Source organism: Methylorubrum sp. GM97 (assembly GCF_024347855.1).
Classification (GTDB): domain Bacteria; phylum Pseudomonadota; class Alphaproteobacteria; order Rhizobiales; family Beijerinckiaceae; genus Methylobacterium; species Methylobacterium extorquens.
The window spans coordinates 4,057,463-4,083,901 of record NZ_AP025942.1 but is presented as its reverse complement, the minus strand read 5'-3'; the positions used below and the strand labels follow the sequence as shown (position 1 = coordinate 4,083,901).

Sequence of the window (26,439 nt, the reverse complement as noted above, 5' to 3'; positions counted from 1 at the left end):
CCGAGGAGGAGCCCGGGCCGCACTCTGCGCCGGCCGCAACCATCGCACGGGCACCGGTGCCGCGCGCGATCTCGTGACCCTTTGCAGACCGTAAGCCTGCCAACCCAGATGTCCGCTCCGTAGGAAGAACCAGACCGGTAGGCGGTCACGACAACTGCCGGTCCGGGCACATTAGCGGCCCTGCATCCATCGAACTCAATGCCCGACGCCGTCCCGCAAGGAGCACCGTCCGACCCGCCGCTTTGCCATCCGTGCAGGGCAACGCCGCGGACGGTCAAGGTTTGGAGTTCAGGCAAAATTTCGGCTGACGGCAGGGTGCCGCGCTCGGCCAGGATGTCGGCTATTTCGCGCATGACGCGGTCTCAGAATTCTTCGGCGTGGAAGCGGTCGAGTGAGTTCTCGTGGCAGCGCTCGCCCCTCCCGAGCGAGGCGTTAGGCCTCCAACGCCATGTCACCTTCCGGCTCGGCTTGGCAGGCTAGGATGTAGCCATCCTCCCGATCGGCGTCGCTGAGTGCGTCCTGCACGGGCATCCAGACTTCTCCGTTTTTCAGCTTCACCCTGCAGGTTCCGCACGTCCCGAAGCGACAGGCGCTGTCGATGCGGACTTCGCCTCGTCAGCCACATCGAGCAGCGTCGCTCCGTCCCAAGACGTCGACGTCTTGCCGGTGTCCAGGAACCTCACCTTGCCGACGAATTTGCCGGACTTTCCGGTCCTTCTGGTCGGATCGCGCCGGTCCGTTCCGAAGGCCTCGGTCTGTATCTGACCGTCCGGCACGCCCAAGTCGAGCAGGACTGCCTTGACCGCATCCCTCATCGGCGTTGGTCCGCAGATGTGGGCGCGGTGGGCCTTGCTTGCTTCTCTGTCCGAGGTCCAAACCTCCGTTTTTCGTGGAGCCGCCGGCTGGCAGACGAAGGCCATTGACGATACATGACGGCCATAATAAATGATGCCCGTCATTTTAAGCTCTCAATCGGCCATGGGGGAACGGGCTATGGATGCGAGATGGGTAATCGGTCTGACCGGTTTGGCCCTTGCGGCCTGCTCGCCGGCCGAGACGGCCGTGAACCCGGAGCCGCCCCTCGTCCAAGTGACCGAGGTCGCCCCAAGCTCCGGCGTCGTGTCCCGCTACACCGGCGTGATCAGGGCCCGCACCGAGAGCAACCTTGGCTTCCGGGTAGGGGGCAAGATCTTCGAGCGTCTCGTCGATCCGGGTGACCGCGTGCACCTCGGCCAGCCGTTGATGCGCCTCGACCGGACCGACTTCACCCTCGCCCTCAATGCCGCGCGCGCCTCCGTCGAGGCTGCCCGCGCCCAGATGATCAAGGCCAAGGCCGACGAGGAGCGTAGCCGTAAGCTCGTGGCCGACGGCTGGACCTCGAAGCAGACCTACGACCAGAACAAGGGTGCGGCCGATGCAGCCATCGCCCAGTTCGCCAATGCCGAAGCCCAGGCCGGCCAGATCGAGAACCAGGCAGGTTACGCCGAGCTCAAGGCCGATGCCGACGGCGTGGTGATGGAGGTTCCCTCCTATCCCGGGGAAGTGGTTGCTGCGGGCCAAACCGTGGTCAGGCTGGCGCGCGATGGGTCTCGGGAGGCGGAGATCTTCTTGCCTGAGGCAAGCCGTGGTCTGGCCAAGGGCGAAGCCAAGGCAACGCTCTATGCCGAGGGCGAGGAAACCTACCCGGCGCGCTTGCGGGAGTTGTCCGCCATTGCCGATCCGGCCACTCGAACGTACCGGGCGCGCTACATCCTTTCGGGTGGCGGTGAAGACGCTTCGCTCGGGGCGACCGTCACCCTGCAGCTCAAATCCCCTGATGCTGTCCGCACCGCGACAGTCGAGGTGCCCCTCGCCGCCCTGTTCGACCAGGGGCGCGGCACCTCGGTCTGGCGCTATGACGCCGCCAGCGAGACGGTGAAGCCGCAGGCCGTGCAGGTGGCCCGCATGGGCGAGGAGCGCGCCGAAGTCGCCGCCGGCCTCAATCCGGGCGACCGGATCGTGGCTCTTGGCGCCCATCTGCTGAAGGCCGATCAGAAGGTACGCCGAGCGCCCACCAGCATGACGGGGGTGGTGCGATGAGCGGCTTCAACCTTTCGGCGCTCGCCGTCCGCGAGCGGGCCGTCACCCTGTTCCTGCTGATCGCGCTGACCGGCGCGGGATTCTTCGCTTTCCAGAAGCTCGGACGCGCCGAGGACCCGGCGTTCACGGTCAAGGTCATGACAGTCTCGGCCGCCTGGCCCGGCGCCACCGCCGAGGAGATGCAGCGCCAGGTCGCCGACCCCCTGGAGAAGCGCCTGCAGGAACTGGTCTATTACGACCGTGCCGAGACCACGGTCCGGCCCGGACTCATGGTGACCAAGGTCATCTTCAAGGACAACATGCCGCCGGCGAAACTTCAGTCGGAGTTCTACCAGACCCGCAAGAAGCTCTCCGACCAAGCTTCCGGCCTGCCGCGCGGCGTGCTCGGGCCGCTCTTCAACGACGAGTTCTCGGACATCTACTTCGCCCTCTACGCCGTGCAGGCCAAGGGCCTGCCGCACCGGCAACTGGTCCTGCGCGCCGAGGACCTGCGCCAGCGCCTGCTACGGGTGCCGGGCGTCGAGAAGATCAATATCCTCGGCGAGCAGGCTCAGAAGATCTTCGTCGAGATCTCCTACCAGCGCCTCGCGACCCTCGGGATCAACGGCCAGCAGGTCTTGGCCGCGCTCGCCAACCAGAACGACGTGACGCCCGCAGGTTTCGTCGAGGCCGAGGGCCCGCGCGTCTACCTGCGTCTGGACGGCGCCATCGACGGGCTCGACGCGATCCGCAACCTGCCCGTGGCCGCCGGCGACCGCAGCCTCAAGCTCGGCGACATCGCCGAGGTGAAGCGCGGCTACGAGGACCCTCGGACCTTCGAGATCCGCAACGACGGTGAGCCCGCGCTGATGCTCGGCCTCGTGATGAAGCCCGGCTACAACGGCCTCAAGCTCGGCGAGGCGCTCAACGCAGAAGAGGTGGCGATCCACCACGAGACGCCCGTCGGCATCACCTTCACCAAGATCACCGACCAGGCGAAGGTCATCGAAGACGCCATCCACGAGTTCATGGTGAAGTTCTTCACCGCGCTCGGCGTGGTGATTTTCGTGTCCCTCGTCGCGCTGGGTTTCCGCGTCGGCATCGTGGTGGCGCTCGCGGTGCCGCTGACGCTCTCGGCGGTGTTCGTGGTGATGATGCTCACCGGCCGCGACTTCGACCGCATCACGCTGGGCGCCCTGATCATCTCGCTCGGCCTCCTCGTCGACGACGCCATCATCGCCATCGAGATGATGGTGGTGCGCATGGAGGAGGGCTACGACCGCATCGAGGCGGCGACTTATGCCTGGAGCTCGACCGCCGCGCCGATGCTGACCGGCACGCTCGTTACCATCGCCGGCTTCCTACCCGTGGGCTTCGCCGCCTCGACGGCGGGCGAGTATGCCGGCAACATCTTCTGGGTGGTCTCGTTCTCGTTGATCATCTCGTGGATCGTGGCCGTGACCTTCACGCCCTATCTCGGCGTCAAGCTCCTGCCGAACATCAAGAAGGTCGAGGGCGGTCACGACGCCATCTACGCCACGAAGAACTACGAGCGCCTGCGGCGCGTCGTGCGGATGTCCGTCGACCACAAATGGTGGGCCGCCGGCATCACGGTCGGGCTGTTCGGCCTGGCCGTGGTCGCCATGGGCAAGGTCGAGCAGCAGTTCTTCCCGAACTCGGAACGCCCCGAACTCATCGTCGAGGTGACGCTGCCGGCAGGCTCGGCCTTCGCTACCACCGAGTCCAGCGTGAAGCGGATCGAGGCGGCCGTGCGCGAACTGCCGGAGGCACGCGAGATCACGAGCTATATCGGCCAGGGCATGCCGCGCTTCGTGCTCTCCTTCGACCCCGAACTGCCCGACCCGGCTTTTGCGCAAATCGTCGTACAGACCGCCGATGCCCATGCCCGGGACGCGCTGCGCGTAAAGGTGCGCGAGCTCGTCGAGGAAGGCCGCTTTCCCGAAGCCCGCGTGCGGGTGCTGCAGATCGTGTTCGGGCCGCCGGTCCGCTTCCCCGTCGCCTTCCGCGTGGTCGGGCCTGACCTCGACGTGATCCGCGGCATCGCGGCGGAAGTCGCGGGCGTTATGGCCTCCAACCCGAACATGCGGATGGTTCACCTCGACTGGGGCGACAAGACCCCGAGCCTGCGCCTCGCCCTGGACCAGGAGCGTCTGCGTCTGATCGGCCTGACCCCGAAGGAGGCCGGCCAGCAGTTGCAGAACTACCTCAACGGCACGCCCGCGACCCAGGTCCGCGAGAACCTGCGCTCCGTGGATGTCCTCCTGCGCAGCCCCGGTCCCGAGCGGCGCTCACTCGGCGACATCGGCGACCTGACGCTGGCCACGAAAGACGGGCGCCAGGTCCCGGTGTCCCAGGTCGCGCGGCTGGAAAGCCGTACCGAAGACGCGGTGCTCAAGCGCTACAACCGCGAGAGCTACATCCGCGTCCAGGGCGACGTGCTCGACGGCAAGCAACCGCCGGACATTCACGCTCAGGTCTTCCCGCTGCTCGACCCGATCAAGGCCAAGCTGCCGCCGGGTTACCGCATCGACACGGCCGGCTCGGTCGAGGAGAGCGTGAAGGCGCAGATGTCGCTGGCAGCCGTGTTCCCGGTCATGCTGATCGTCACGCTGACGGTCATCATGATCCAGGTCCGGTCATTTTCCGCCATGTTCATGGTGTTCGCGACCGCCCCGCTCGGTCTCGTCGGGGCCGCGCCGACCCTGCTGATCTTCCACCAGCCCTTCGGCTTCAACGCGATCCTCGGCCTGATCGCGCTGTCAGGCATCCTGATGCGCAACACCCTGATCCTCGTGGACCAGATCCATCACGATCAGGCGGCGGGCCTGTCGGACTACGATGCCATCGTCGAATCGACCGTCCGGCGGGCCAGGCCGGTCATTTTGACGGCGGCGGCCGCGATGCTGGCCTTCATCCCGCTCACCCACTCGGTGTTTTGGGGGGCACTGGCCTACGTGCTGATTGGCGGCGTCGGTGTTGGCACGCTGCTCACCCTGCTGTTCCTGCCTGCCCTCTACGCCTTGTGGTTCCGTGTGAAGCGGGAGCCGCGCCATGCGGAGAGCGCCGCCGGAGCCGACGCGGTGCCGATGCCGGCCGGGACCTGAGGCTCGAATGACCGCCATCGATGTCCCGTCCCTAGGACATCCCGAGATCGCGCGTTTGTCCTCCGAACGTGCGGTGCATCGACTGGCCTGCGCTCCTGCCCTCCTCGCGCAGGTCGGTCGACAGCCTCTGCGAAAGGCATGGGACGGTCGGACACCCCAGAGTGTCCATCCCCAGCCGAAGCTTTAATACATGACTGCTCGCATCTATATGGATCCCAGCAACGGCGGAGGACGATACGATGCCGAGAGTTTCGCAGGAGCAAGCCAAGCTCAATCGCCAACGGGTCGTGGAGGTCGCATCCTCGCTGTTCCGGGAGCGCGGCCTGAACGGCATCGGTGTCGTGGACATCATGGCGGCCGCCGGCCTGACCCATGGCGGCTTCTACGGCCAGTTCGCCAACAAGGATGCCCTCGCGGCCGAGGCGTTCGACGCCGCGATCGGCAACGAGTACCGGGCGAACCTCGACACCTTCATCGAGAACTATCTCTCCCTCGGGCACGTCCGGACACCTGGGAGAGGCTGCCCCGTCGCGGCCCTGGTGAACGATATCGGGCGCGAGCCTGCCGGAAGTGCCCTGCGGTCGCGGTTCACCCACGCGGTCAAGGGGCTCGCCAGCCTCATCGCGGACAGGCTGCCCAAGAGCGCGAAGGAGCGTCGTAGGCAGCGGTCGCTCGTGGCGCTGTCAACCATGGTCGGGGCCGTGGTGCTGGCGCGGGGCGTCGACGACGAGGCACTGGCTGACGAACTCCTCCAGGCAGCGCGCTCGACCATCACCCCCTGAGACGTTTCGGGGCCGCGCGTTTCGAAGCCGGTTCGACGTTCCGAATCTGGGTCTCAAAAGGGGCGTTGGGGCTGATGTCCAAGCAAGCCGAGGCCGGCACGGATGGCCCGAGCTTCCACCTGCGTTCCGTGGACGGCCAGTAGCGCGTCGTCGGACTATCTCGGACAGGAGCCCTCATGGACGTCCGCACCCGCCGCCTCCTCACGGCCCCTATCGTGCCGACCCTGGCCCGGATGGCCGCGCCCAACATCCTGGTGATGGCGGTCCAGACCTCCGTTGGCCTTATCGAAACGTATTTCGTGTCGATGCTCGGGACGGACGCCTTGGCCGGGATGGCCCTCGTCTTTCCGGTGGTGATGCTGGTCCAGATGCTCTCCGCCGGCGGGATTGGGGGCGCCATCCAATCGGCGGTCTCCCGCACGCTGGGTGCGGACCGGCAGGCGGAGGCCGGAATTCTGGCGTGGCACGCGATGGTGCTCGGCCTGGGGCTCGGCATTGCGACGAGCCTCGTCGCCCTCCCGTTCGGGCCAACTCTCTACGCGGCGATGGGCGGGACCGGAGGCTCGCTCCGAGCGGCGACCGTCTACGCGTCCATCGTGTTCGGCGGGGCGGTCCTGATCTGGCTGTTCAACGCGCTGTCGGCCGTGATCCGCGGCACCGGCAACATGGTGCTTCCGGCCATCGTCACCTGCGTCGGGGCCATCGTGCTGATCCCGCTCTCGCCCGCGCTCATCTTCGGTTGGGGGCCGTTCCCCGAGTTCGGCGTCGCGGGTGGTGGTGTGGCATTCGCGGCCTACTACGCTGCGGGGTCCGCGGTCTTCGCCGCCTACATCTGGTCCGGCCGCAGCGTCCTCCGCCCGAGCCGCCGCTTGCCCGCTCTCTCTTGGGGGCCGTCACGGGAGATCCTGCGCATCGGGGTTCTTTCGGGCATCGCCAGCATGACCTCGAACGTCACGGTCATCGTGGCGACCGGCTTCGCCGGGGCGGCGGGGCCGGCGGCCGTGGCCGGCTACGGGACAGGCGCCCGGCTCGAATACCTCTTGGTCCCCTCGTGTTCGGTCTCGGCTCTCCCATCGCAGCTATCGTCGGTACGGCCCTGGGAGCGGGCGACCATGCACGAGCCCGCCAGGCGGCCCTGACGGGTGCCCTCATCGCCGGTGTCCTGACGGAGTGCATCGGGCTCGCGGCGGCCCTGCATCCGGCCGCGTGGCTCGGCTTGTTCGGAGACGATCCGGCGATGCTCGCAACGGGCTCGCTCTACCTGCGTATCGTCGGCCCGTTCTACGGATTTTTCGGCTTCGGGCTGGCCCTGTACTTCGCCGCTCAGGGTGCAGGACGTGTCGGCTGGCCGCTCGCCGCCAGCCTCCTTCGGATGGGGGTCGCATTGGGCGGTGCTTGGCTCGCCTTGGCGTTCGGGCTCGGCCTCGCCGGAACATTCATCGCCATGTCGGCCGGGTTCGTCACCATGGGGCTCGTCAACGCGGCGGCCTTCGCGACGGGCAAGATGTTCCCGAGCGACGCCCTCGGCCCACCCTCCATAACTTCCGGAACGCTAGCTCCAGCCGCGGGCGTGAGACGCTGACTTCCGCACCATAGGGGACAGGAAGGATCTCCATCACGCCGTGTAAACGGCAACTCGGCGACCGGGCGCTCCGGATGTGCTCGCGACGGTCTTCGTCCGGGCGGCAGGAATGAAGCTTGCGGCGTCCGAACTCGAGACCATGAGCTTCGCACGCTTCGGCTACGCGCCATGGTTCATATACCTGGTGGGTCTCGCCCAGATGCTGGGTGCGATCTTGCTCTGGGTCCGGGGATACGTCGCGTACGGTGCGCTGCTCCTTGCTGTCTTGATGGCGGGTGGTGCGATCAGCCACCTGCGCGTCGGCGACCCGGCGATGCTGTCTGCCCCGGCGCTCGGCCTGATGGCGCCATTGTGCGGTATCGCCGTTGCGCACCGGCACGAACTCCCCTCCCGGTGACGCCGAACGAGAGCGGAAGATTCGGATAGTTCGAAGCCTGAGCAAGCCTCGGTTCCCGGGACGCTTTGGCCGAACTCACGCCGACAGGGCCATCACGGCGGCACGAAAGGCGCCCTGATCGACCTTGCCGAGTTGTCGGGCAACCGTCTCCTGGGCCTGCTGCCAGAGAGGGTACGCTTCGGCGAGGAGCGTGCGGCCCTCTTCGCTGAGTACGACCCGCCGGACACGACGATCCTCCGCATCGCCCTGGACGGTCACGAGGCCGCGGCGCTCCAGGGGCTTCAGGTTGGCCGTGATGGTCGTGCGATCCGTCGCCAAGTGCTGCGCTAGGGCGCTGATGGTCGGCGGCTCCTCGCGAACCAGCATCATCAGCAACGTGAATTGCCAGTTCGAGAGCCCGGTCGGTCGAAGGGCGGCGTCGTACCTGCGCCCGATGGCGCGCGCGGCCTTCTGCGCCGCGAAGCTGTAGCAGCTCCGTTCGACCGATGCGGCCATCGTCGGGGTCAGGACGGGATCTCGGGCCATGGCGGCTCCCTGGAAGGTTGATACCAACTATATAGGTGCGGTCGGCATGCGTCCAAAGCCGGAAACAGCTGCTCGGAGAGGTCTTTGAAGGGTTGATATCAACCATGTGCGCCGCCACAAAGCCATCGGCCGGAATAGGTTTATATCAACGTTATCGTAGAGAGCGAGGCCACTGGTTCGAAGCGAACCGGCAGGGCCAGCCGCTCCGTCGATGAGGAGAACTCCGATGACCGTTCGTTCCATTCTCGCCGCTGCCGCAATCGTCGCCGGCTTCACCGCTTCGGCCGCCGCCCAGGAAGGTCGCACTTTCGAGGCGTGGGGCCATACCTTCGACGTCCCTAGCGCCCGGGCCGCTTCCGGGACGGTTGCCGCCCCCGAGCGGGATGCCTTCCGTGCTATCGCTCCGAAGCGCACCTACGTTTCGGGGCAGGTCGGCACCGTGGTCGAGGGCGAGGTTCTCGCGCCTGCCACGACCTCCAACGTCATCAACGTGTGGGGTGCGCGCATCGAGGGGCCGGCTCGCTAGTCGGGACGTGGGCAGATCCTACGCAAGGTCCGATCCGACAAGCTGCCGACACCGGGATTCCACGCCCTCGCGATCCCGCAGGGAAAACCGTCAAGCTGCATCGATGCCATCGATGCAGCTTGCCAATTAAAATTACGAACGTAATGTATTGAGGTCTGCGGCAGTGGCCTGTCGCGACAATGGGATGTCATCGTGACCCAGGGCAGCACCAAGACCGCAATCGTCACCGGGGCCGCCTCCGGCATCGGGTTATCGACCGCCAAAGCCTTGCGGGCTGCGGGCTACCGCGTGTTCGGGACAAGCCGGAAATCGGTGCCTGCCGCGGGGGGCGGGATAAGCATGCTGGTCTGCGACGTCACCGAGGACGCGTCCGTCACCGAGATGGTCGAGATGGTCTTCGGCGAGACCGGCCGCATCGACCTGCTCGTGAACAATGCCGGCTTCGGCATCAGCGGCCCTGCCGAGGAAACCTCGATTGCGCAGGCGCAGGCCATGTTCGACGTGAACCTGTTCGGCGTCATCCGCACGACCCGTGCGGTCCTTCCCCTGATGCGTGCCCAGAAGGGTGGCCGCATCATCAACGTGAGCTCGGTGCAGGGCTTTATTCCCGCGCCTTACATGGCCCTGTATGGCGCCAGCAAGCACGCGGTCGAGGGCTACTCGGAGTCGCTCGACCACGAGGTCCGTAGCCAGGGCATCCGGATCGTGCTCGTGGAGCCCGCCTTCACGCGGACCGCGTTCGACCGGAACCTCGTTCGATCCGATACGCCCCTCGACGTTTACGAGGCGGAGCGCGCCGGGCGTAACCGCTTCCTGGCCGACGTCATGATGACCGCCGATGCGCCCGAGGTCGTGGCGAAGGTCATCGTGAGCGCCGCCACGACCGCGACGCCCAAGCGGCGGTACACCGCGGGATCCAAGGCACGGCAGGTCAGTCTGCTGCGGCGCTTCGTCCCGGCAAGCGCCTTTGACAAGGCCTTTCGCAAGGAGATGCGCCTTCCGCCGATCGCATGAGAACGCCGGTTGCTATTGATGTCGGCTGACGCGTTGGGCGCTCAGTGTCTCTCACAAAACTCCCGCCGCGCTGTCATCGCCAGAGCGAGAACGGTCAGAGACCGGGAGTTTTGTGAGGCACTCTTAGGTGTTGCGGAAACCGGAAAGGCCAGCCTCAACCTCGGACGACGAAGGTCACCTGAGCGCAGCGCAAGGCAGCAACAGTTTCGTCGCCCAGCGCGAAGAGGGCCGCGCGCTTCACGCCGAAGCTCAAGGGTGGGAGGGGCCGCCCTGAAGTTCGCCGCCGGCGCAATCGACCCCGAAGTCGATTTCGGCCACCACCAGGCCGAGATCGAGCTTGTGCGGTCGACTACGAGCTAACGGCAGCTTTCGGGGCACAAGCAGCCATCCCGGCGCACTTGCTCGAATGTCAGATCATGGCGCGAAGCAGCGGTCCAGCCTCCGCTTGCTCAAATGCCGTTTCCCACCCCGAGTGGTCTTCTGTTTGTGCGATCACGTGTATCCATAAAACGAACGTTTTCCTTGCGCATATGGGGGCCTCCGACGGCCTGCCGACACAGCGCTGTTTTTGTGATGACAGTATATCCGCAGATCTATTGCACGCATTAGGGCATTGTTTGACTGCCCTAGCATGCTCGCTTGATGCGCCGTGTCTCGACTTAGGATGGAACCTCGACTTGTAGCGCGATGCGCTGACCAAGGCTGGCTGCGAGCGGATCTTTGAGAAGAAGAGCGGTAAGGGGCAGGAGCAGACGCCCGCGAAGGAATGACCTTCGAGAGTGAAGGTGCACAGCCCATAAGCTTGGAAAAAACCGTCCCCTGAATGGGGATTGCCGGGGAGAGCGGGCATTTTCCGCTCTCATAACCCATTGCCACCATTCGGCTTTCCTAGCGAGGAAAACCTGGTGGAGCTGAGGGGAATCGAACCCCTGACCTCCGCAGTGCGATTGCGGCGCTCTCCCATCTGAGCTACAGCCCCGTCCGAGGCGAGGGCCTTGTAGGCTTGTCCGCTTCGGCCTGTCAATTCCGGAAATTTCCCGCCGCACCCGCGTCCCTCACGCCGGGTCTCCGTGCGGGGCGATGAGGACCGAACCCCCCGCATGAACGCCCTGCTCTGGCTCTTCAACACCATCATCCAGCTCTACATCTACGTCCTCGTCGCGAGCGCCGTGCTGAGCTGGCTCGTGGCCTTCAACGTGGTCAATGTGCGCAATCCGATCGTCTCGCAGATCGGCGAATTCCTCTATCGCGTCACCGAGCCGGTGCTGCGGCCGATCCGGAACCTCCTGCCCAATCTCGGCGGCGTCGATATCTCGCCGATCATCCTGATCCTGCTGCTGCTGTTCGCCCAGAAGCTCGCCACCGACCTCTACGTCCAACTGGCCTTCTGATCGCGTCTCCGGCGCGACCCACCCCGGCGTCAAGCGCGGCATTGCGCGGGCGCCGGGCTCGTTGCTAAGGCGGTCGCGCACCGGCTCGGCCGAAAAGCCGACGCAATGTCAGAAGTTTAGGGCCTCGTTCTGAATACGATATTCAAGACGGTGCCCCTCGGCCAGCAAGAGCCGCACAGGGAGCGACGCGCGCCATGAAGACCAATCCGGGCCGCTTCTTCGAGGATTTCCGCCTCGGGGAGACCATCCGCCATGCCACGCCGCGCACCGTCACCACGGGCGACGTGGCCCTCTACACCGCCCTCTACGGTCCGCGCTTCGCCGTGCAGTCCTCGGATGCCTTCGCCAAGGCGATCGGCTATCCGGCGAGCCCGCTCGACGACCTGCTCACCTTCCACGTGGTGTTCGGCAAGACCGTGCCGGACGTGTCGCTCAACGCGCTGGCCAATCTCGGTTACGCCGAGGGCGGCTTCCACCGCCCGGTCTATCCCGGCGAGACACTCTCGACCGTCTCCGAGGTGATCGGCCTCAAGGAAAGCTCCAACCGCCAGACCGGCGTGGTCTATGTGCGTTCCACCGGCTCCGACGCCTCTGGCCAGACCGTGCTGAGCTATTGCCGGTGGGTTCTCGTGCGCAAGCGCGACCCGGAGGCCAAGATCGCCGAGGAGCACGTGCCTCAGCTCGCCAAGGTGGTGAACCCGGCCGACCTCGCCCACGCCCTGCCCCCGCTCGATCCGGCCGCCTACGATAATGCGCTGGCCGGCAGCCCGCATCGCTTCGCGGATTACGCGGTCGGCGAGAAGATCGACCACGTCGATGGCATGACCGTCGAGGAGGCTGAGCACCAGATCGCCACGCGCCTGTTCCAGAACACCGCCAAGGTCCATTTCGACGCGGTGGCGACCAAGGAGACGAAGTTCGGCAAGCGCCTGATTTATGGCGGCCACGTCATCTCGCTCGCCCGCGCGCTCAGCTTCAACGGGCTCGCCAACGCGTTCGCTATCGGCGGCATTAATGCCGGCCGCCACGTCGCGCCGCTCTTTGCCGGTGACACGGTCTATGCGTGGTCCGAGGTGCTGGAGACGGCCGAACTGCCCGGCCGCAGCGATATCGGCGCGCTGCGCCTGCGCACGGTGGCGACCAAGAACCAGGCTTGCGGCGCCTATCCGGACAAGCAGGGCGAGGGCTACGACCCGTCGGTGATCCTCGATCTCGACTATTGGGCCTTCATCCCGCGCTGAAGCGTCGGCCCTCAAGAGGCTGACGCCTCTACGAAAAGAATCCGGCCACGGCCTGACGCAACGGGTTGGCTGGGTTCGACAGCAGGCGCAGCGCCATCGCGCAGGCGATGACGACGAGGAGCGGGCGGATCAGCCGGGCGCCCAGGCGCACGGCGAGCGCCGAGCCGACCTGGGCGCCGAGAAAGGCGCCGACGGCCATCGCGAGCCCCACCGGCCAGATCACCGCGCCCTGGAGCGTGAACAGGGCGAGGCTGCCGACGTTGCTCGCGGCGTTCGAGAGCTTGGTGTGGGCGGTAGCCCGCACCACGCCGAGGCCGAGCAGCGTCACGAAGCCGATCATGTAGAACGAGCCGGCACCGGGCCCGAACACCCCGTCGTAGAAGCCGACCGCCGGCGCCAGCGTCACCGCGAACAGGCCGGGGGTGATCCGCGCCGCCGCATCCTCGTTGCTCATCCGCCGTGCGGTGGCGAAGTAGAGCGCAATGCCGACGAGCATCAGCGGCACCAATGCGTCGAGGACCGGGCGCGGCAGCAGGCTGACGCAGAGCGCGCCGCCCACCGAAGCGAGGCCGGCCCCGAGTGCGGCGGGCCCGGCCTCGCGCCAGCGGATCAGCCTGCGCCGGGCGAAGGCGATCGTGGCCGAGACCGAGCCGGCGCTGCCCTGAAGCTTGTTGGTGGCGATCGCGCTCACGGGGTCGAGCCCGGCGAGCAGCAGGGCCGGCAGGGTCATCAGCCCGCCCCCACCCGCGATGGCGTCGACGGCGCCCGCTACCACGGCCACGCCGAACAGGCCGGCGACCGTCTCGAACTCAATGCTCATCGGGATCCCAAAGGGCTTCAAGCCCTTTGGCGGGTTGTCAAGGCAGCACCCTGACGTCGGCACAGCCGATCTGCAGGGCCCTGCCCTGCACCTTTGACAAGGACTCGTCCTTTCGAAGCCTTGATCACGGCTGCCCCGCCTGGGCAAGCCTCAGGCGGCGGCGCGCTCCGTGCGCGGCAGGCTGACGACGGCGCGGCTGCCGCGGGTCGCCCGCAGCGTTCCGCCCTTGGGCACGATCGTCCAGCCCTCCTTGCAGCCGTCGATCGGCTCGGAGACCACGGTGAGGCCGCGCTCGCTCTCGCGGTAGTACAGGCTCGGCGGGCGCCCGTCGCAGGCCCAGCGGAAGGCGGTGAGGCTCTCGCCGTCGGTGAGCACGGCGGTGAAGCGGAAGGCTTCGGCGATGTGCGCCTCCTGCATCAGGTCGCGCACGGTGGTGCAGGTCGCCTCCATGGCGCCGACGGGATCGGAATCGAGGCCGTTGGCGAGCGCCAGCAGGAACAGCGCCTCCGAATCCGTCGAGCCGCGGCGGGTGTCGTACAGCGCGTCGGGGATCATCGCCTCAAGGCGCCGCTTGATCCGGTGATAGCCGCCGATCTGGCCGTTATGCATGAACAGGTGGCGGCCATGGGCGAAGGGGTGGCAGTTGGCCCGCGTCGTCGCCGTGCCGGTGGCCGCCCGTACATGGGCGAAGAATGTCCGCGCCCGCACCTGTCGGCACAGGTTCACGAGGTTCTCGTCCGACCAGGCCGGGCAGATGTCGCGGTAGAGGCCGGGCTCGGCGTGCTCGCCGTACCAGCCGATCCCGAACCCGTCACCGTTGGTCTCGGTCTTCGCCTCGGAGGCGTGCAGCGACTGATGGACCAGCGAATGGGTCGGGGCGCAGACCAGCTCGTTCAGAAAGACCGGCTCACCGAGATAGGCGAGGAAGCGGCACATGGCGGGACAAGAGCCTCCTTTGCGGTCCGGAGCGAGCTATGCAAGCATCGGTCCGCTTGGACCGCTGCGTGTCGCCGGACTGTAACAATTCGTTCCGTGTGGTGAACAGTCCGTTAAGGGAGGGGTCGATCGGAAGGGTTCAGGCTGGTGCAATTTCGCTGAACCGATCGTCCTCAAACTTGTTGTCGCAGGGCAAGCATCGTCGGCGCCGCCGATTCCGCCGCGGCGTGCCCATGGGCCGCCGCTTCCGAACCGCTCGCACAGCTTCAGGGAGACATCATGGCTCATTCCGGAGACAGCCCGGTCGCGCTCGTCGTCGAGGAGGACGACGCCGCCCGCGACCTCGCGACCGTCCTGATCGAGGAGACCGACCTCGACGTCATCGCCTGTTCGAGCGCCGAGGACGCGTTGGCCGTTCTCGAACGCGGGGACGTGACTGTGGCGATGGTGATCGCCGACACGCGCCTCTCGGGCAAGATGGACGGGGCGGCGTTGGCGCGCGCGGTCGAGGATCGCTGGCCGGAGGTGCGGCTCGTGGTGACCTCCGGGGCCCGCGAGGAGCGCCGGACCGAGATTCCGCCGCATGCCGTCTACATGCGCAAGCCCTGGCTGCCGCTGGAGCTGCTGCGGCAGGCCGAGCGTGCCACCCTGACGGCCAAGGCCGCCTAACGCCAGACGTTCAGAGAATGAAAAAGCCCCGCCGGTCGAGCCGGCGGGGCTTTTTCGTATCGCGATGCTGCGGGCCGCGCGCGGCGGCCGGCGCGAGTCAGGAAGCGGCGGGCGCCGGAGCGGCGGCGGGGGCCGCTGCGGGCTGCTGCGAGAAGCTCGGCATGCCGGGGCGGCGCGGAGCACCGGTACGGGGCTTCGGCTTCGGAGCGGCGATCAGGCCCTCGCGGATCGCGGTCTTGCGGGCCTGCTTGCGGGCGCGGCGGACAGCCTCAGCCTTCTCACGCGCCTTGCGCACGGAGGGCTTCTCGTAGGCCTTGCGCTGCTTCATCTCGCGGAAGATGCCCTCGCGCTGCATCTTCTTCTTGAGGACGCGGAGCGCCTGATCGACGTTGTTATCGCGAACGAGTACCTGCAACGGAATCAACCCCTAGATTTGTCGTTTCGAACCGCACCGGCCCCGGAATCCCGGCTGAACCGGGAAAAAGCCGTCGGGCGCCCCTGTCTCCGGGCTGCATTCCGGAGGAGGCGTCGTGACGGCAGCCGAATCGGTGCGAAAGAATTGCACCTGAGCGCGCGGCATACACGAAACAGGTTCGTGTTGGAAGTGCAGGAAAGCCTCTTGCAAAGCCGCCGCGCCGTTTCTCCCTGTCCCGCCCTCGCGCGGCGAAGCCGAGGTCACCCAAGGCGTTATCCGATCCGGAAACGCCGCGCCATGGATGGCGCCGGCTTCGCCCCGCAAGGCAGAGTGCAGGGGCAGAGAGACGGTTTCAGAGTGCCTCACAAAACTCCCGGTCTCTGACTGTTCTCGTTCTGGCGATGACAGCGCGGCGGAAGTTTCGTGAGAGACACTCAGGCGTGCGAGGCGATGAAGTTGCGCACGAGCGGATAGGTCTGCGCCTCCCACTTCCGGCCCGAGAACACGCCGTAGTGACCCACGCCGGTTTGGAGGTGGTGGGTCTTCATGTGCGGCGGCAGGCTCGAGCAGAGGTCGTGGGCGGCCATGGTCTGGCCCACGGCGCAGATGTCGTCGCGCTCGCCTTCCACTGTCATCAGGGCGGTGCGCCGGATCGCGCCCATATCGATGGGCTCGCCGCGATAGGTGAGCTGGTTGCGAGCCAGGGTGTAGTCCTGGAAGACGATCTTGACCGTCTCGAGGTAGAACTCGGCGGCGAGGTCGAGGACGGCGAAATACTCGTCGTAGAAGGTCTCGATCGCCTGCGCCTTGTCGGCGCTGCCGTCGACATAGTGCCAGAACAGGTCCGTATGTGCGTCCCGGTGGCGCTTGGCATTCATCGAGACGAAGGCGGAGACCTGCGTGAAGCCGGGATAGACCCGCCGCCCCGCCCCCTTGTGGCGTCCGGTCACCGTCTCGATCAGGTTCTTCTCGAACCACTCGATCGGCTTCGAGACCGCAAGCCGGTTCACCGAGGTCGGGCTGACGCGGCAATCGACCGGTCCGGCCATCAGTGTCATGCTGCGCGGCTGCGCCGGATTCTTGGTGTGCGCCATCAGCGCCGTGGCGGCGAGCGCCTGCACCGCGGGCTGGCACACGGCCATGAGGTGGGCGCCCTCGCCGATGGTCTCTAGAAAGCGCACCACGTGATCGACGTAGTCGTCGAAGCCGAAGCGCCCTTCCGAAAGGGGCACGTCGCGGGCGTTGTGCCAGTCGGTGATGTAGACATCGTGGTCGGGCAGCAGCGTGCGCACGGTGCTGCGCAGCAGCGTGGCGAAGTGGCCCGAGAGGGGGGCGAGCACCAGCACCTTGGGCTGGACGGTGTCGATGTCCTTGCGGAAGCGGAGCAGCGTGCCGAAGGGCGTGGCGAGCACCGGCTCCTCGATCACCGGCACTTCGCGGTTGCCGACCATGACGGCGTGGATGCCGTAGGCCGGCCGCGCGAAGGTGAGGCCGGCGCGCATCATCATGCGCGCGCCCGCCGACCACCATTTCGCGGCGTCGTGCCAGGGCGTCCGCATCCACGGCGCGGAGGCTTCCTGCAGCAGGCGGCCCCATTGGCGGGTCTGCCGGGCGATGTCCGATTGGACATCGAGGGCTTGGTAGAGCATCGGGCGCAAACTCCAAGCGCGCAAGGTGCCTGCACGCATCCATCTCTCGCGAACGCCCGAACGGCCCGGATTCGCCCGCTTCACGTTTCCGGTCGCCACTGCCGCCCCACGTGACGATGCCAGACGGGACAGGCTAAGCGGTTCTGGATTGGGCGCAACCGATCAAAAGTATATATTGCGCCCCTGTGGTGTGGATGCATCACCTTGCATAGGAGTTTACGGGAGAAGAATTCTATTGCCGGAAAGGCGGGCAGAGGGCGCGAGATCCGGCACAAGACTTGCCCTAGAAAAACGTCAAGTGCCGGGTTCCGGGCAACAGGCTCGGGCAACGCGCATCCGGGGAGAGGGCCATGGCCGAGGCGACGCTCACGATCTCCAGCCGCAACTACTCGTCCTGGTCCCTGCGCGGCTGGCTGCTGTGCCGGATGGCCGGGCTCGATCTCGCGGTGGAGGTGCTGTCCGGCTCGGACGCCTCGACGCGGGCCGAACTGCTTCACCTCTCGCCGTCCTTCCTCGTGCCGCGGCTGGAGCACGGCGCGATCGTGGTGTGGGACGTGCTCGCCATCGCCGAATATCTCAACGAGATCCGTCCGGAAGCCGGCCTTCTGCCCGAAGCGCCCGCCGAGCGCGCGCGCTGCCGCGCGGTTTCGGGCGAGATGCATGGCGGCTTCGTCAACCTGCGCTCGGCGCTGCCGATGAACCTGCGCAGCCTCCATCGCGGCTTCAAGATCTTCAACGGCGCCAAGGGCGACATCGAACGGATCTGCGCGATCTTCGAGGATTGCCTGTCGCGCTCGGGCGGGCCCTACCTGTTCGGCGCGCGCCCCACCCTGGCGGACGCGATGTACGCGCCGGTCTGCACGCGCTTTCGCACCTACGACGTCGCCCTTCCCTTCACGACGGGCACCTACCGCGACACGATCCTCGCCTGGGATCTGATGAGCGAGTGGGCGGCGTCGGCCGAGAGCGAGCCGGAGGAGATCGAAGAACTCGACATGGAGTTCTAGAGCGCATTTCGACGAAGGGGACACCGGTTCGTCGAAAAAAAGCGCGTCAAGGCAGAGACCGAGAGACCCCGGCCTGATGCAATAGGGTCGGACACGGCTCTCGCGGCGGCCGGCTGGCGCCGCGCCGATCAGGCCACCGCCACGCGGTTGCGGCCGAGGTTTTTCGCTTGATAGAGGGCGGCGTCGGCGGCGTTCACGAGCGTGTCCAGCGCCGTATGGCCCTTCTTCCAGTCGGCGACGCCGATCGACAGCGTCACCACGGCGTTCGGCCCGAGGCCGGGATGCGGAATCCCGACCCCTTCCACGCGCCGGCGGATGGCCTCCCCGAGCGCGGCGGCCTGCGCGGCATCCATGCCCGGCAGCAGCACGAGGAACTCTTCGCCCCCGAAGCGCACGGCCGTTCCCACCGGAGGCTTGTTCTCGTTCGCCGGGACCAGCATCTCGCGCACGAGGTCGCTGACGGTGCGGATGCAGCGGTCACCCGCCAGATGGCCCTGGGTGTCGTTGAACCGCTTGAAGTGGTCGATGTCGATCAGGAGCGCCCCGAGGGACTGCGTGTCCCTCTTGGGAATGAGATCGGCGCCGATGGTCGCGAGATGGTGCCGGTTGAACAGGCCCGTGAGTTGGTCGGTCCGTGCCATCTCCGCGTTGCGCTCGATCATCGCCTCGACCCGGAGGCGCTGGAGGAAGCCGTAGCGCTCCGTCCGCTCCAGCACGAACGATCCCAGGAGGATGATGGCGGCCGCGATGAGGTAGAAGACCACGATGTACCAGAAGGTCGGGGCATCGACCTCGGGCCGTCTCGCGACGGTCGAGATCTGGGTCAGGACGATCAGCGCCATCCCGATCACCGCCATCCGGAACCGGACGCGCTGCACCAGCACCATGTAGAAGATGATGAGCATCGAGCCGAGCTGGTAGGTCGCGACGTAGTGCGATGCGCTGAACGAGATGATCGTGGACGGCATCAGCACCGAGAGGAAGCAGCCCCCCACGAGCAGCCCGTCGACCTGCCAGGTCCGTGTCCGGCGCGGCAGGACCCAGATCATCAGAAGGGTCAGCGGCGTGAAGACGCCCAGGCGCATCACGGCGAGCGGCCCGAGCACGTCCGGCAGGATCATCCAGTCGGCTAAGAGAAAGATGTCGTAGAGGAAAATGGCAGCGAAAAGCGTCGCCTGGGCGAGCCTGATGCGTTCGGAGAGCCCCTCCGTCTCGAACCGCGCCTCGACCGAGGGCGAGAACCGCAACGGGGTGAGGCCGGCGAACTCGCCCTCGATGGTTCCGGTTCGGGAGAGACTCATCAAAGCGAGGGCCAAGTCATTCCAGTCACCCCGACGCTAGAGCAATCGGGTTGCTGGGTTCTTACGAGGACATCTCGGGCGAGGGCATCCCGCGATTGGTCGTTCGCCCCCGCTCCTTGCCGGCTGTACTGAACGATCCTGCTATATGGCGGTCAGGCCGCGTCGGCGGCGCCTTCCATCCGAACGCCGTGCGGACGTGGTTAAGCCGCCCTGCCGGCGCCCGTCGCCCCGGACCGTCCGGCGGCGAGCGGCAACTCGATGCGGGCGCAGAAGCCGCCGCCGGGGCGGTTCTCCAAGGTCAGGCGCCCGCCATGCCCCTCGACGATGGCGAGCACGATCGAGAGGCCGAGGCCGAAGCCGCTCGCGGAATCGAGGTTGCGGGCGCGGTCACCGCGCACGAAGGGCTGGAGCATGGCGCTGCGCTCGGCATCGGGAATGCCGGGGCCGTCGTCGATCACCTCCACCGCCACGCCGGGGTGATCGCCGGAGCCCGCCGGCCCCATGACGAGGCGAGCGCCACCGCCATACTTCACGGCGTTGTCAACGAGGTTGGTGATCGCGCGCTGGAGGTCGTCGGGGCGGCCGCGCACGAGGACGTGGCGGGTTCGCTCCAGGCTGACGGCCGCGCCGATGTCGCTGAACCCGTCGCAGACGGTCTGCACCACCGAGGCGAGGTCGATCAGCGTGGTCTGGCCCTCGCCCGGCGCCCCCTGCCCGTCCCGGACATAGGAGAGCGCGGATTCCACGAGCCCGTTCATCTGGTCGAGGTCGCGCAGGGTCATCTCGCGGGCGCGCTCGTCCTCGATGAACTCGGCGCGCAGCCGCAGGCGGGTGATCGGTGTGCGCAGGTCGTGGCTGATCGCGGCCAGCATCTGCGTGCGGTCGTCGAGCAGGCGCAGCAGGCGGGTGCGCATCCGGTCGAGCGCGCGGGCGAGCGCCAGCACCTCCTCCGGGCCGCGCTTGGGCAAGGGGGGCGGCTCCTCCGCCGTGCCGAAGGCCTCCGCCGCCGCGGCCAAGCCGGCAAGCGGCGCGGTGAGCGCCCGCGTCGCCCAGAACGAGAGCAGCGTGAGGCTGACCCCGAGGAAGACGAAGGTGAAGATGATCGGCGCTTGCGCGGGCGGGCGCGGAAAATCGTCGGGCAGCACCGCCCGGAGCCGGGCGCCGGCCGGCGTCGTGATGCCGATCTGAAGGAGGCCGGTCTTGCCCCGGTCGTGGCCGGGGGCGAGGTCGGTCACCGGCAGCGCCCGCCCGAAGCCGTCCCGAAGGCGCTCGATCAGGGGATGCTGGCCGATCTCGTCCTCCGTCTTCCCCTGCCCCGCCGACGGCGCGGCGCCGTCCCACGGCGCGATGCGCAGGGTCGGCAGGCCGCGCGCCGCCGCCCGGAGGATTCCGTCGCGCTCGTCCGGCTCGGCGGCATCGAGCAGCCGCGCGACGGTGGAGAGCCGGGTCGCGGCGACGCCGGGCCGTTCGTCTGGCCGCCACGGCTCGCGCAGGGCCAGCAGCATGACCGCCGCGAGCACATGCGCGGCGAGCAGGGCCGCGACGACGAGGAGCGCGATCTGCCCGGCGGCCTTTTTCGGGCGGGGCCAGGGCAAACGAGGCCAAGCCAGCCACGGCCGGGTTCGCGACGGGGCGGCGGCGGGCGGCTCCGCCGTGGTTCTCACAGGACTCATGAGCGGCCGATCTCCGGCGCGAACAGATAGCCGCCCGAGCGGATCGTGCGGATGATCTCGGGGTTGCGCGGATCGCGCTCGAGCTTCTGGCGAAGCCGGGAGACCAGGACGTCGATGCTGCGTTCGAACGGCCCCGCCGCCCGCCCCTGCGTCAGGTCGAGGAGCTGGTCGCGGGAGAGGACGCGCCCCGGCCGCAGGCACAAAGCGTGGAGCAGGTCGAACTCGGCCCCCGTGACGGCGATGCGCGCGCCCTCCGGGCTCAAGACCTGCCGGAGGCCGACATCGAGGGTCCAGCCCGAGAAATGGAAGCGGCGCGCGCCGTCCCCGTCCTGCGGCTCGGCGCCCTTGCGCCGCAGGATCGCCCGGATGCGCGCCAGCAATTCGCGCGGGTTGAACGGTTTGCCGAGATAGTCGTCGGCGCCGATCTCCAGCCCGACGATCCGGTCGATCTCTTCGGATTTCGCCGTGAGCATCAGGATCGGCACCTGCGACGCGGCCCTGAGGCGCCGGCACAGGCTCAGGCCGTCCTCGCCCGGCAGCATCAGGTCGAGGACGATGAGATCGACCCGGGCATCGGCCAGCACCCGGTCCATCTCGCGTCCGTCGCCCGCGACGCTCACGCGGCACTCGTTGGCCCGCAGGTAGCGCGCGACGAGCGCGCTGATCTCGCGGTCGTCCTCGACGACGAGGATGTGGGGCGTCGGCAGGTTGGTGGTGGTCATGACGGCATCCGTCTTAATCCTGCGCGCCTCCTGCCCGGAAGTATGGCCGCTGGCGAAGATTGTAACCGCGGGTTTCCACAGCCGGCCCCGATACGTGCGGCAACAATCCTGAGCAGATTTACAGCCTCCGCGCGCCGTGATGGCCAAAGCGTTTCGTCGGTGCCGCTCGATTGCCCTGCTGCCCGCCGATTCTTATGTCGTTGGCACGTGCTCGACAGGTCCGGGCGCCGGAGGAGATTTCCATGCAAGGCTCGAACCGCCTTTTCGACGATGTCGCCCGCCTGTTCACCGATGCCACCGGGGCGGCCCAAGGGGTGCGCCGCGAGGCGGAAACGATGGTCAAGGGCCAGATCGAGCGCCTGATCCGCGACATGGATATCGCCACGCGCGAGGAAGTGGACGTGCTGCGCGACCTCGTCGCCGCCCTGCGCAGCCAGAACGACGCACTCGCCGCCCGGGTGAGCGCGCTGGAGACCCGGCTCGGCGCCGAGGCGGGCAGCGCCGGCAGCACGGAAGCGGTCTGATACGGTTTCCGCTTGATCAAAGTGGAAACCGTATCAGCGAGCCCGCGCGGCGCTTGAGGAGGGCACCCATCGCGCCAGCGCGTTGGGATCCCACCGAAACCCAAATCCGCCATCCCGAAGGGATCAACCGGATTTGGGATGAGCGGGCAGTCCGGACTCACCCTCGCGGGAAAGCGCGAATCCGGATTTCTTTGCACAGGAAGCATCGGTGGATAGCTGCGTTGCCCACCGCTGATGCCGGGGCGACGCTTTGAAGCCCGCGGGGGGCGCGGGCTATAAACGATCCGAAGTTGATTCGCCCCGGCGGAAAGGTGGAACCAAACCCCGGGGCGGCGAAATCTGGATTGAACCCCTCCGCAGGACGGAGATCGACGTGGGTTGCCTCGACTCCCGTCACGGCCCTGCTTTGCCCGCCGACCCGATCGAGCCTCTCGACCGGGCCGACAACTTGGATCGCCATGACCCAGCTTAGCCTCATCGAAGACAGCGACCGGCCGGAGCACCCGCTCGATGTCGTCGAGCGCCTCGCCTCGCTGCGCGACTGGATCTTCGATCGCATCGAGACCGACGAGATGTCGGTCTCCGTCTCGGGCCGCTGGGCCGAGTACCACGTCGCCTTCACCTGGATCGAGGAAGTCGAGTCGCTGCACGTGGCGGCCGCCTTCGACCTCAAGGTGCCGGAGCGGCGCCGGGCCGAGATGCTGCGCCTCGTCGCGCTGGTGAACGAGCAGCTCTGGATCGGCCATTTCGACCTTTGGTCGTCGGACAGCGTGGTGATGTTCCGCCACTCGCTGCTGCTCACCGACGGTATCGCGCCGACGCAGGGGCAATGCGCGATGATGATGAAGACGGCCGCCGACGCCTGCGAGCGCTATTATCAGGCCTTCCAGTTCGTGCTCTGGGCCGGCAAGAGCGCCCGCGAGGCCCTCGATGCGGTGCTGTTCGAGACCGAGGGCGAGGCGTAAGCTGCCGGCCCTGCGGGATCGCGCCGCCGTCCTCGAGCCCTCGCCCTTGATTCGGCGCGGCTGCGGTGGGATCGAGGGCCTATGACGCGCGCGCCCGATGATCCGACCGCCTTTACCACGCCCCTGGTTCTGGCCGGCGCCGGCAAGATGGGAGCGGCGCTGCTGCGGGGCTGGCTCGCGGGCGGCCTCGACCCCGCCGCCGTGACCGTCGTCGATCCGCAACCCTCCGCGGAGATCGCGACACTCTGTGCCGAGCGGGCCTTGCGCCTCAATCCTCAAGCCGCCGTCCCGGCCGGAGCGCTGGTGCTCGGCATCAAGCCGCAGGTTCTCGACGCGGCGGCACCGGCGCTGGCCGGATGGATCGGCCCGGACACCCTCGTCGTCTCGATCCTGGCCGGCAAGACCATCGCCGACCTCAAGCGCCGCCTGCCGACCGCCCGCGCCGTGGTGCGCGCCATGCCCAACCTGCCCGCCAGCATCGGCCGGGGCGCGACCGGCGCCGTCGGCAGCCCGGAGGTCGGGCCGCAGGCGCGGGCGGGCGCGGAGGCGTTGCTCGCCAGCTCCGGCCTCGTGGCGTGGCTCGACGACGAAGCATTGATCGATGCGGTGACCGCGGTCTCGGGTTCCGGGCCGGCCTACGTCTTCCTGCTGGCGGAAGCGCTCGCGGAAGCCGGCGTGGCAGCGGGCCTGCCGCCGGACCTGTCGGCGCAGCTCGCCCGCGCCACCGTCGCGGGGGCCGGTGCTCTGCTCGACGCCGATGCTCGCGAGGCCGGGCAATTGCGCCGCGACGTGACCTCGCCCGGCGGCACCACCGCAGCCGCGCTCGCCGTGCTGATGCGCGAGGGTGCGCTGCCCGACCTGATGCGCGAGGCGGTCGAGGCGGCGCGGCGGCGGGCGGGCGAATTGTCCGGCTGAGAGGCCCAGCGGTTTCAAGCGGGCGACACTGACCCTACATGGGACGTGAACCGAATGCGGAGCACGGACCATGGAAACAGCCCCCGAGCCCAACACCGGCGGCAAGCCCGAGACCGGTGGGCCATCCGGTTCGTCGAACGCCGACACGGCCTCGCACAAGCCCAACCCGCGTGAGGCCGCGGTCGAGGCGCTGATGCGCCTCGCGGCCGAGCAGCCCTGGAACGACATCGAGGTCGGCGACATCGCTCGCGAGGCGGGGCTGAGTCTGGCCGAATTGCGCGACCTGTTCCCCTCGAAGGGAGCCGTCCTCGGCGGGCTGTCGCGGATCATCGACCGCAAGGTGCTGGAGGTCGACACCGCCGACCTCGCCGACGAGCCGGCCCGCGAGCGCCTGTTCGACGTGCTGATGCGCCGGCTTGACGCAATGACGCCCTACAAGCCGGCCCTGCGCCGCATCGCCTTCGCGCTGCGCGGCGACGTCCTGTCCATGCTGGCGCTCAACGGGGTCGCCCTGAACTCCCACCGCTACATGCTGGCCGCTGCCGGCATCGACACGGAAGGACCGCTCGGCCGGCTCAAGCTTCAAGGCACCGTGATCGCCTTCGCCCGCACCGTCGAGGTCTGGCTCGACGATGACGACCCGGCGCTCGCCCGCACCATGGCCAAGCTCGACCGCGAGATCCGCCGCGGCGAGACCCTCATGGAACGCGCCGACGACGCCCGCCGCCTCACCGCGCCCCTGCGCGCCCTCGGCCGTGCCGTTCTGGAGCGCCGTTCGCGCCGCGACCGGACACCTCCGCCGGCGGGCGACGGGGAGGATCGCGATCCCGCCGCGGCGATCTGAGAGGCTGCGCCGACCCTGTTCGAGCTGGGGTCGGAACGGGTTTGGCGACCTCGTTCGGTAAAGGCCGATCCGAGGCGCGGATGCTCAACTCGGTGTGGACAATCCTCGCCGAGGAATGCCCGTGTAACGGGTTCGATTGGCGATTATGCTTCTTAGAGACGAGTGCTTCGGTGGGAGGGCTCGCTCGTGCAGTTCAAGCACAGCAAATTCGCTACAATCGTGGTGGACAAGTTATTTTTCTTCACGATTGTGGGATTCGGCTCGGGTATGGCTTCGATGGTCAGTTCTGGCCCCGGTCCTGGCGAGTATTTATTGCGGTGGGACCTGTCTAAGATCGTCATCACCACTTCTGTCGGGGTAGCGGTGGGGACTTTCGTGGGGGTGGTCGAAGCCCGTCACTGGTTGAAATCGTACTGGAAGACGGTTCACACTTTGGCAGAAGAGGGCAAGGATCCCGCATCAGTCTATCCTCCAGCGCAGCCTCGGCCTCGGACGCCGTTCTGGCCGTAGGGGATCTCCGGGAGACGCAGTCCGCGTGCCCGGAGGAACCTTCGCCGAACGTCGTGAAGGCGCATCGCCCATGAAATCACTCAGGAATCGAATCCGGAGCGATGCGCCGCGTTGTCCCGGTCCTATCCCTCCCGTCGGCCGCCCATCGTCGCCTGCATCCGCGAGAGCTGCGCGATGTGCCGCTGGATCAGAGGGATCGCACCCGCCGCGATGCGGCGCAGACCCGGATCGTCGCCGGCCTGGGCGTAGGAGCCGTGGATGTTGAGTGCCTCCTGATGGCCCTGGAGCGAGGCGTTGACGAACATCGCGTCGTATTCGGGACCGGGCTGCATCCCGGAGAGCTGCGACAGGATCTGAGCCTTCTGCTCATCCGTCGTCATGCCGCCGGGACCGCGCCCACCGGGTACACCCAGAACGCCGCCAACCGCACCGACGGTCGCCCCCGCGACGCCGCCCGCCACCGCCAGCGGCGCCTCGACCAGACCGCCGACGAGGCCGGCCGGACCGGCGGGCGCGCCTGCCATCGGCGCTCCCGCACCCAGATACGGGTCCAGCTTGCGGGCGAGGTTGACCTGCTCGGTCACCTCGGCCCGGCTGAAGGCTTTGACGCGCGGATTGCGGGTCTTGGCGTGGGCATCGCGCGCCGTGTTCTCGAGGAACAGGCCGCCCTTCGTCGCCATGGCGAGGTAAACCGGCGCCGGCATGGCACCGGCCGGCGCCGGTTGCGCCAGGGCGGTCCGGGTGACGGCCAGGGCCGCCGTTGCCGTCAGCAGGGTCGTCAGAAAATCGCGCCGATGCATGGTCTCGGGTCTCCCGGTCTGAAAACGATGCTCGGGCGCCGGTTTGCT

The 26,439-nt window shown here is 67.6% G+C and carries 26 protein-coding genes, 1 tRNA gene and 1 pseudogene; 16 read left to right on the top strand and 12 right to left on the bottom strand.

The genetic code is table 11. The features are described from left to right. Positions 1-432 precede the first annotated feature (432 nt). Entirely contained in the window at positions 433-558 is a 126-nt protein-coding gene (locus MSPGM_RS19115; protein ID WP_261925887.1) for a hypothetical protein, read from the bottom strand. Then, entirely contained in the window at positions 555-959 is a 405-nt protein-coding gene (locus MSPGM_RS19110; protein WP_261925886.1) for a hypothetical protein, read from the bottom strand. Before MSPGM_RS19110 ends, MSPGM_RS19115 begins: the two co-directional genes overlap by 4 nt. Before the next feature lie 34 nt (positions 960-993). On the opposite strand from MSPGM_RS19110, the gene MSPGM_RS19105 reads away from it, so the two are divergent. The 5 genes and pseudogenes from MSPGM_RS19105 to MSPGM_RS19085 all read left to right on the top strand — a co-directional run bounded on the left by MSPGM_RS19105 (position 994) and on the right by MSPGM_RS19085 (position 7,944). After that, positions 994-2,079: an efflux RND transporter periplasmic adaptor subunit gene (locus tag MSPGM_RS19105; protein ID WP_056456656.1), complete on the top strand. Its 1,086-nt coding sequence runs from the start codon at positions 994-996 to the stop codon at positions 2,077-2,079. Beyond that, positions 2,076-5,183, top strand: a complete 3,108-nt coding sequence (locus tag MSPGM_RS19100) for an efflux RND transporter permease subunit (protein WP_056456659.1) — start codon at positions 2,076-2,078, stop codon at positions 5,181-5,183. The genes MSPGM_RS19105 and MSPGM_RS19100 overlap by 4 nt, the downstream gene beginning before the upstream one ends. Before the next feature lie 239 nt (positions 5,184-5,422). Then, entirely contained in the window at positions 5,423-5,965 is a 543-nt protein-coding gene (locus MSPGM_RS19095) for a TetR family transcriptional regulator (RefSeq protein WP_015823981.1), read from the top strand. A 176-nt stretch (positions 5,966-6,141) separates the two neighbouring features. Next, a pseudogene (locus tag MSPGM_RS19090) lies at positions 6,142-7,547 on the top strand (MATE family efflux transporter). A gap of 76 nt (positions 7,548-7,623) precedes the next feature. Beyond that, positions 7,624-7,944, top strand: coding sequence for a DoxX family protein (locus MSPGM_RS19085; protein ID WP_082482495.1), 321 nt, complete (start codon positions 7,624-7,626; stop codon positions 7,942-7,944). 75 nt (positions 7,945-8,019) lie between these two features. Here the strand turns inward: MSPGM_RS19085 and MSPGM_RS19080 are convergent, their stop codons facing one another. Then, a complete protein-coding gene (locus MSPGM_RS19080; protein ID WP_056456668.1) occupies positions 8,020-8,469 on the bottom strand; it encodes a MarR family winged helix-turn-helix transcriptional regulator in 450 nt (149 codons plus the stop codon). Between the two features lie 226 nt (positions 8,470-8,695). Between MSPGM_RS19080 and MSPGM_RS19075 the strand changes: the two genes are divergently transcribed. Both MSPGM_RS19075 and MSPGM_RS19070 read left to right on the top strand, forming a co-directional pair. Beyond that, positions 8,696-8,995: a hypothetical protein gene (locus MSPGM_RS19075; RefSeq protein ID WP_056456671.1), complete on the top strand. Its 300-nt coding sequence runs from the start codon at positions 8,696-8,698 to the stop codon at positions 8,993-8,995. Positions 8,996-9,187: 192 nt separating this feature from the next. Then, on the top strand, positions 9,188-10,009 hold the full coding sequence (locus MSPGM_RS19070) for an oxidoreductase (protein ID WP_056456674.1): 822 nt from the start codon (positions 9,188-9,190) through the stop codon (positions 10,007-10,009). Between the two features lie 903 nt (positions 10,010-10,912). Here the strand turns inward: MSPGM_RS19070 and MSPGM_RS19065 are convergent. Then, positions 10,913-10,988 (bottom strand) — tRNA-Ala (locus MSPGM_RS19065). Between the two features lie 121 nt (positions 10,989-11,109). Between MSPGM_RS19065 and MSPGM_RS19060 the strand changes: the two genes are divergently transcribed. Both MSPGM_RS19060 and MSPGM_RS19055 read left to right on the top strand, forming a co-directional pair. Next, positions 11,110-11,400, top strand: coding sequence for a YggT family protein (locus tag MSPGM_RS19060; RefSeq protein WP_003604312.1), 291 nt, complete (start codon positions 11,110-11,112; stop codon positions 11,398-11,400). 194 nt (positions 11,401-11,594) lie between these two features. Beyond that, entirely contained in the window at positions 11,595-12,641 is a 1,047-nt protein-coding gene (locus tag MSPGM_RS19055) for a MaoC family dehydratase (protein WP_056457756.1), read from the top strand. A 28-nt stretch (positions 12,642-12,669) separates the two neighbouring features. On the opposite strand, the gene MSPGM_RS19050 is transcribed toward MSPGM_RS19055, so the two are convergent. Both MSPGM_RS19050 and MSPGM_RS19045 read right to left on the bottom strand, forming a co-directional pair. Then, positions 12,670-13,461: a TSUP family transporter gene (locus MSPGM_RS19050; RefSeq protein WP_056457751.1), complete on the bottom strand. Its 792-nt coding sequence runs from the start codon at positions 13,459-13,461 to the stop codon at positions 12,670-12,672. A 150-nt stretch (positions 13,462-13,611) separates the two neighbouring features. Further along, entirely contained in the window at positions 13,612-14,397 is a 786-nt protein-coding gene (locus MSPGM_RS19045; RefSeq protein WP_003604305.1) for a class II glutamine amidotransferase, read from the bottom strand. 279 nt (positions 14,398-14,676) lie between these two features. On the opposite strand from MSPGM_RS19045, the gene MSPGM_RS19040 reads away from it, so the two are divergent. Continuing rightward, complete coding sequence (locus MSPGM_RS19040) at positions 14,677-15,066, top strand: response regulator (protein WP_056457748.1); 390 nt, start codon at positions 14,677-14,679, stop codon at positions 15,064-15,066. Between the two features lie 97 nt (positions 15,067-15,163). Here the strand turns inward: MSPGM_RS19040 and rpsU are convergent, their stop codons facing one another. Together rpsU and MSPGM_RS19030 are read right to left on the bottom strand one after the other, a co-directional pair. Next, positions 15,164-15,481, bottom strand: a complete 318-nt coding sequence (gene rpsU, locus MSPGM_RS19035) for a 30S ribosomal protein S21 (RefSeq protein ID WP_012254978.1) — start codon at positions 15,479-15,481, stop codon at positions 15,164-15,166. A gap of 434 nt (positions 15,482-15,915) precedes the next feature. After that, positions 15,916-17,130, bottom strand: a complete 1,215-nt coding sequence (locus MSPGM_RS19030; RefSeq protein ID WP_003606294.1) for a polyhydroxyalkanoate depolymerase — start codon at positions 17,128-17,130, stop codon at positions 15,916-15,918. Between the two features lie 350 nt (positions 17,131-17,480). Here MSPGM_RS19030 and MSPGM_RS19025 point away from each other — a divergent pair, with 350 nt between their 5' ends. Next, on the top strand, positions 17,481-18,137 hold the full coding sequence (locus MSPGM_RS19025) for a glutathione S-transferase family protein (RefSeq protein WP_056457744.1): 657 nt from the start codon (positions 17,481-17,483) through the stop codon (positions 18,135-18,137). A gap of 128 nt (positions 18,138-18,265) precedes the next feature. On the opposite strand, the gene MSPGM_RS19020 is transcribed toward MSPGM_RS19025, so the two are convergent. The 3 genes from MSPGM_RS19020 to MSPGM_RS19010 form a co-directional block, all read right to left on the bottom strand. Next, entirely contained in the window at positions 18,266-19,438 is a 1,173-nt protein-coding gene (locus MSPGM_RS19020) for a GGDEF domain-containing protein (protein WP_056457742.1), read from the bottom strand. 200 nt (positions 19,439-19,638) lie between these two features. Beyond that, complete coding sequence (locus tag MSPGM_RS19015; protein ID WP_056457739.1) at positions 19,639-21,111, bottom strand: ATP-binding protein; 1,473 nt, start codon at positions 21,109-21,111, stop codon at positions 19,639-19,641. Further along, positions 21,108-21,833 (bottom strand): response regulator, encoded by a 726-nt coding sequence (locus MSPGM_RS19010; RefSeq protein WP_003607099.1) that lies wholly within the window; start codon positions 21,831-21,833, stop codon positions 21,108-21,110. The genes MSPGM_RS19015 and MSPGM_RS19010 overlap by 4 nt, the downstream gene beginning before the upstream one ends. A 242-nt stretch (positions 21,834-22,075) precedes the next feature. Between MSPGM_RS19010 and MSPGM_RS19005 the strand changes: the two genes are divergently transcribed. The 5 genes from MSPGM_RS19005 to MSPGM_RS18985 all read left to right on the top strand — a co-directional run bounded on the left by MSPGM_RS19005 (position 22,076) and on the right by MSPGM_RS18985 (position 25,591). Continuing rightward, a complete protein-coding gene (locus tag MSPGM_RS19005) occupies positions 22,076-22,357 on the top strand; it encodes an accessory factor UbiK family protein (protein ID WP_012254975.1) in 282 nt (93 codons plus the stop codon). Between the two features lie 458 nt (positions 22,358-22,815). Beyond that, entirely contained in the window at positions 22,816-23,322 is a 507-nt protein-coding gene (locus tag MSPGM_RS19000) for a YbjN domain-containing protein (RefSeq protein WP_003607101.1), read from the top strand. An 81-nt stretch (positions 23,323-23,403) separates the two neighbouring features. Further along, the gene (gene proC, locus MSPGM_RS18995) at positions 23,404-24,237 is read left to right on the top strand and encodes a pyrroline-5-carboxylate reductase (protein WP_056457736.1); all 834 of its coding nucleotides are present in this window, start codon (positions 23,404-23,406) and stop codon (positions 24,235-24,237) included. A 70-nt stretch (positions 24,238-24,307) separates the two neighbouring features. Further along, entirely contained in the window at positions 24,308-25,081 is a 774-nt protein-coding gene (locus tag MSPGM_RS18990; RefSeq protein ID WP_003607379.1) for a hypothetical protein, read from the top strand. Between the two features lie 186 nt (positions 25,082-25,267). Then, positions 25,268-25,591 carry a hypothetical protein gene (locus tag MSPGM_RS18985; protein ID WP_253387833.1) on the top strand — a complete coding sequence of 108 codons (324 nt, stop codon included), beginning with the start codon at positions 25,268-25,270 and terminating at the stop codon, positions 25,589-25,591. A gap of 122 nt (positions 25,592-25,713) precedes the next feature. On the opposite strand, the gene MSPGM_RS18980 is transcribed toward MSPGM_RS18985, so the two are convergent. Continuing rightward, positions 25,714-26,391 carry a DUF4142 domain-containing protein gene (locus MSPGM_RS18980; protein WP_056457733.1) on the bottom strand — a complete coding sequence of 226 codons (678 nt, stop codon included), beginning with the start codon at positions 26,389-26,391 and terminating at the stop codon, positions 25,714-25,716. Positions 26,392-26,439: the final 48 nt, after the last annotated feature.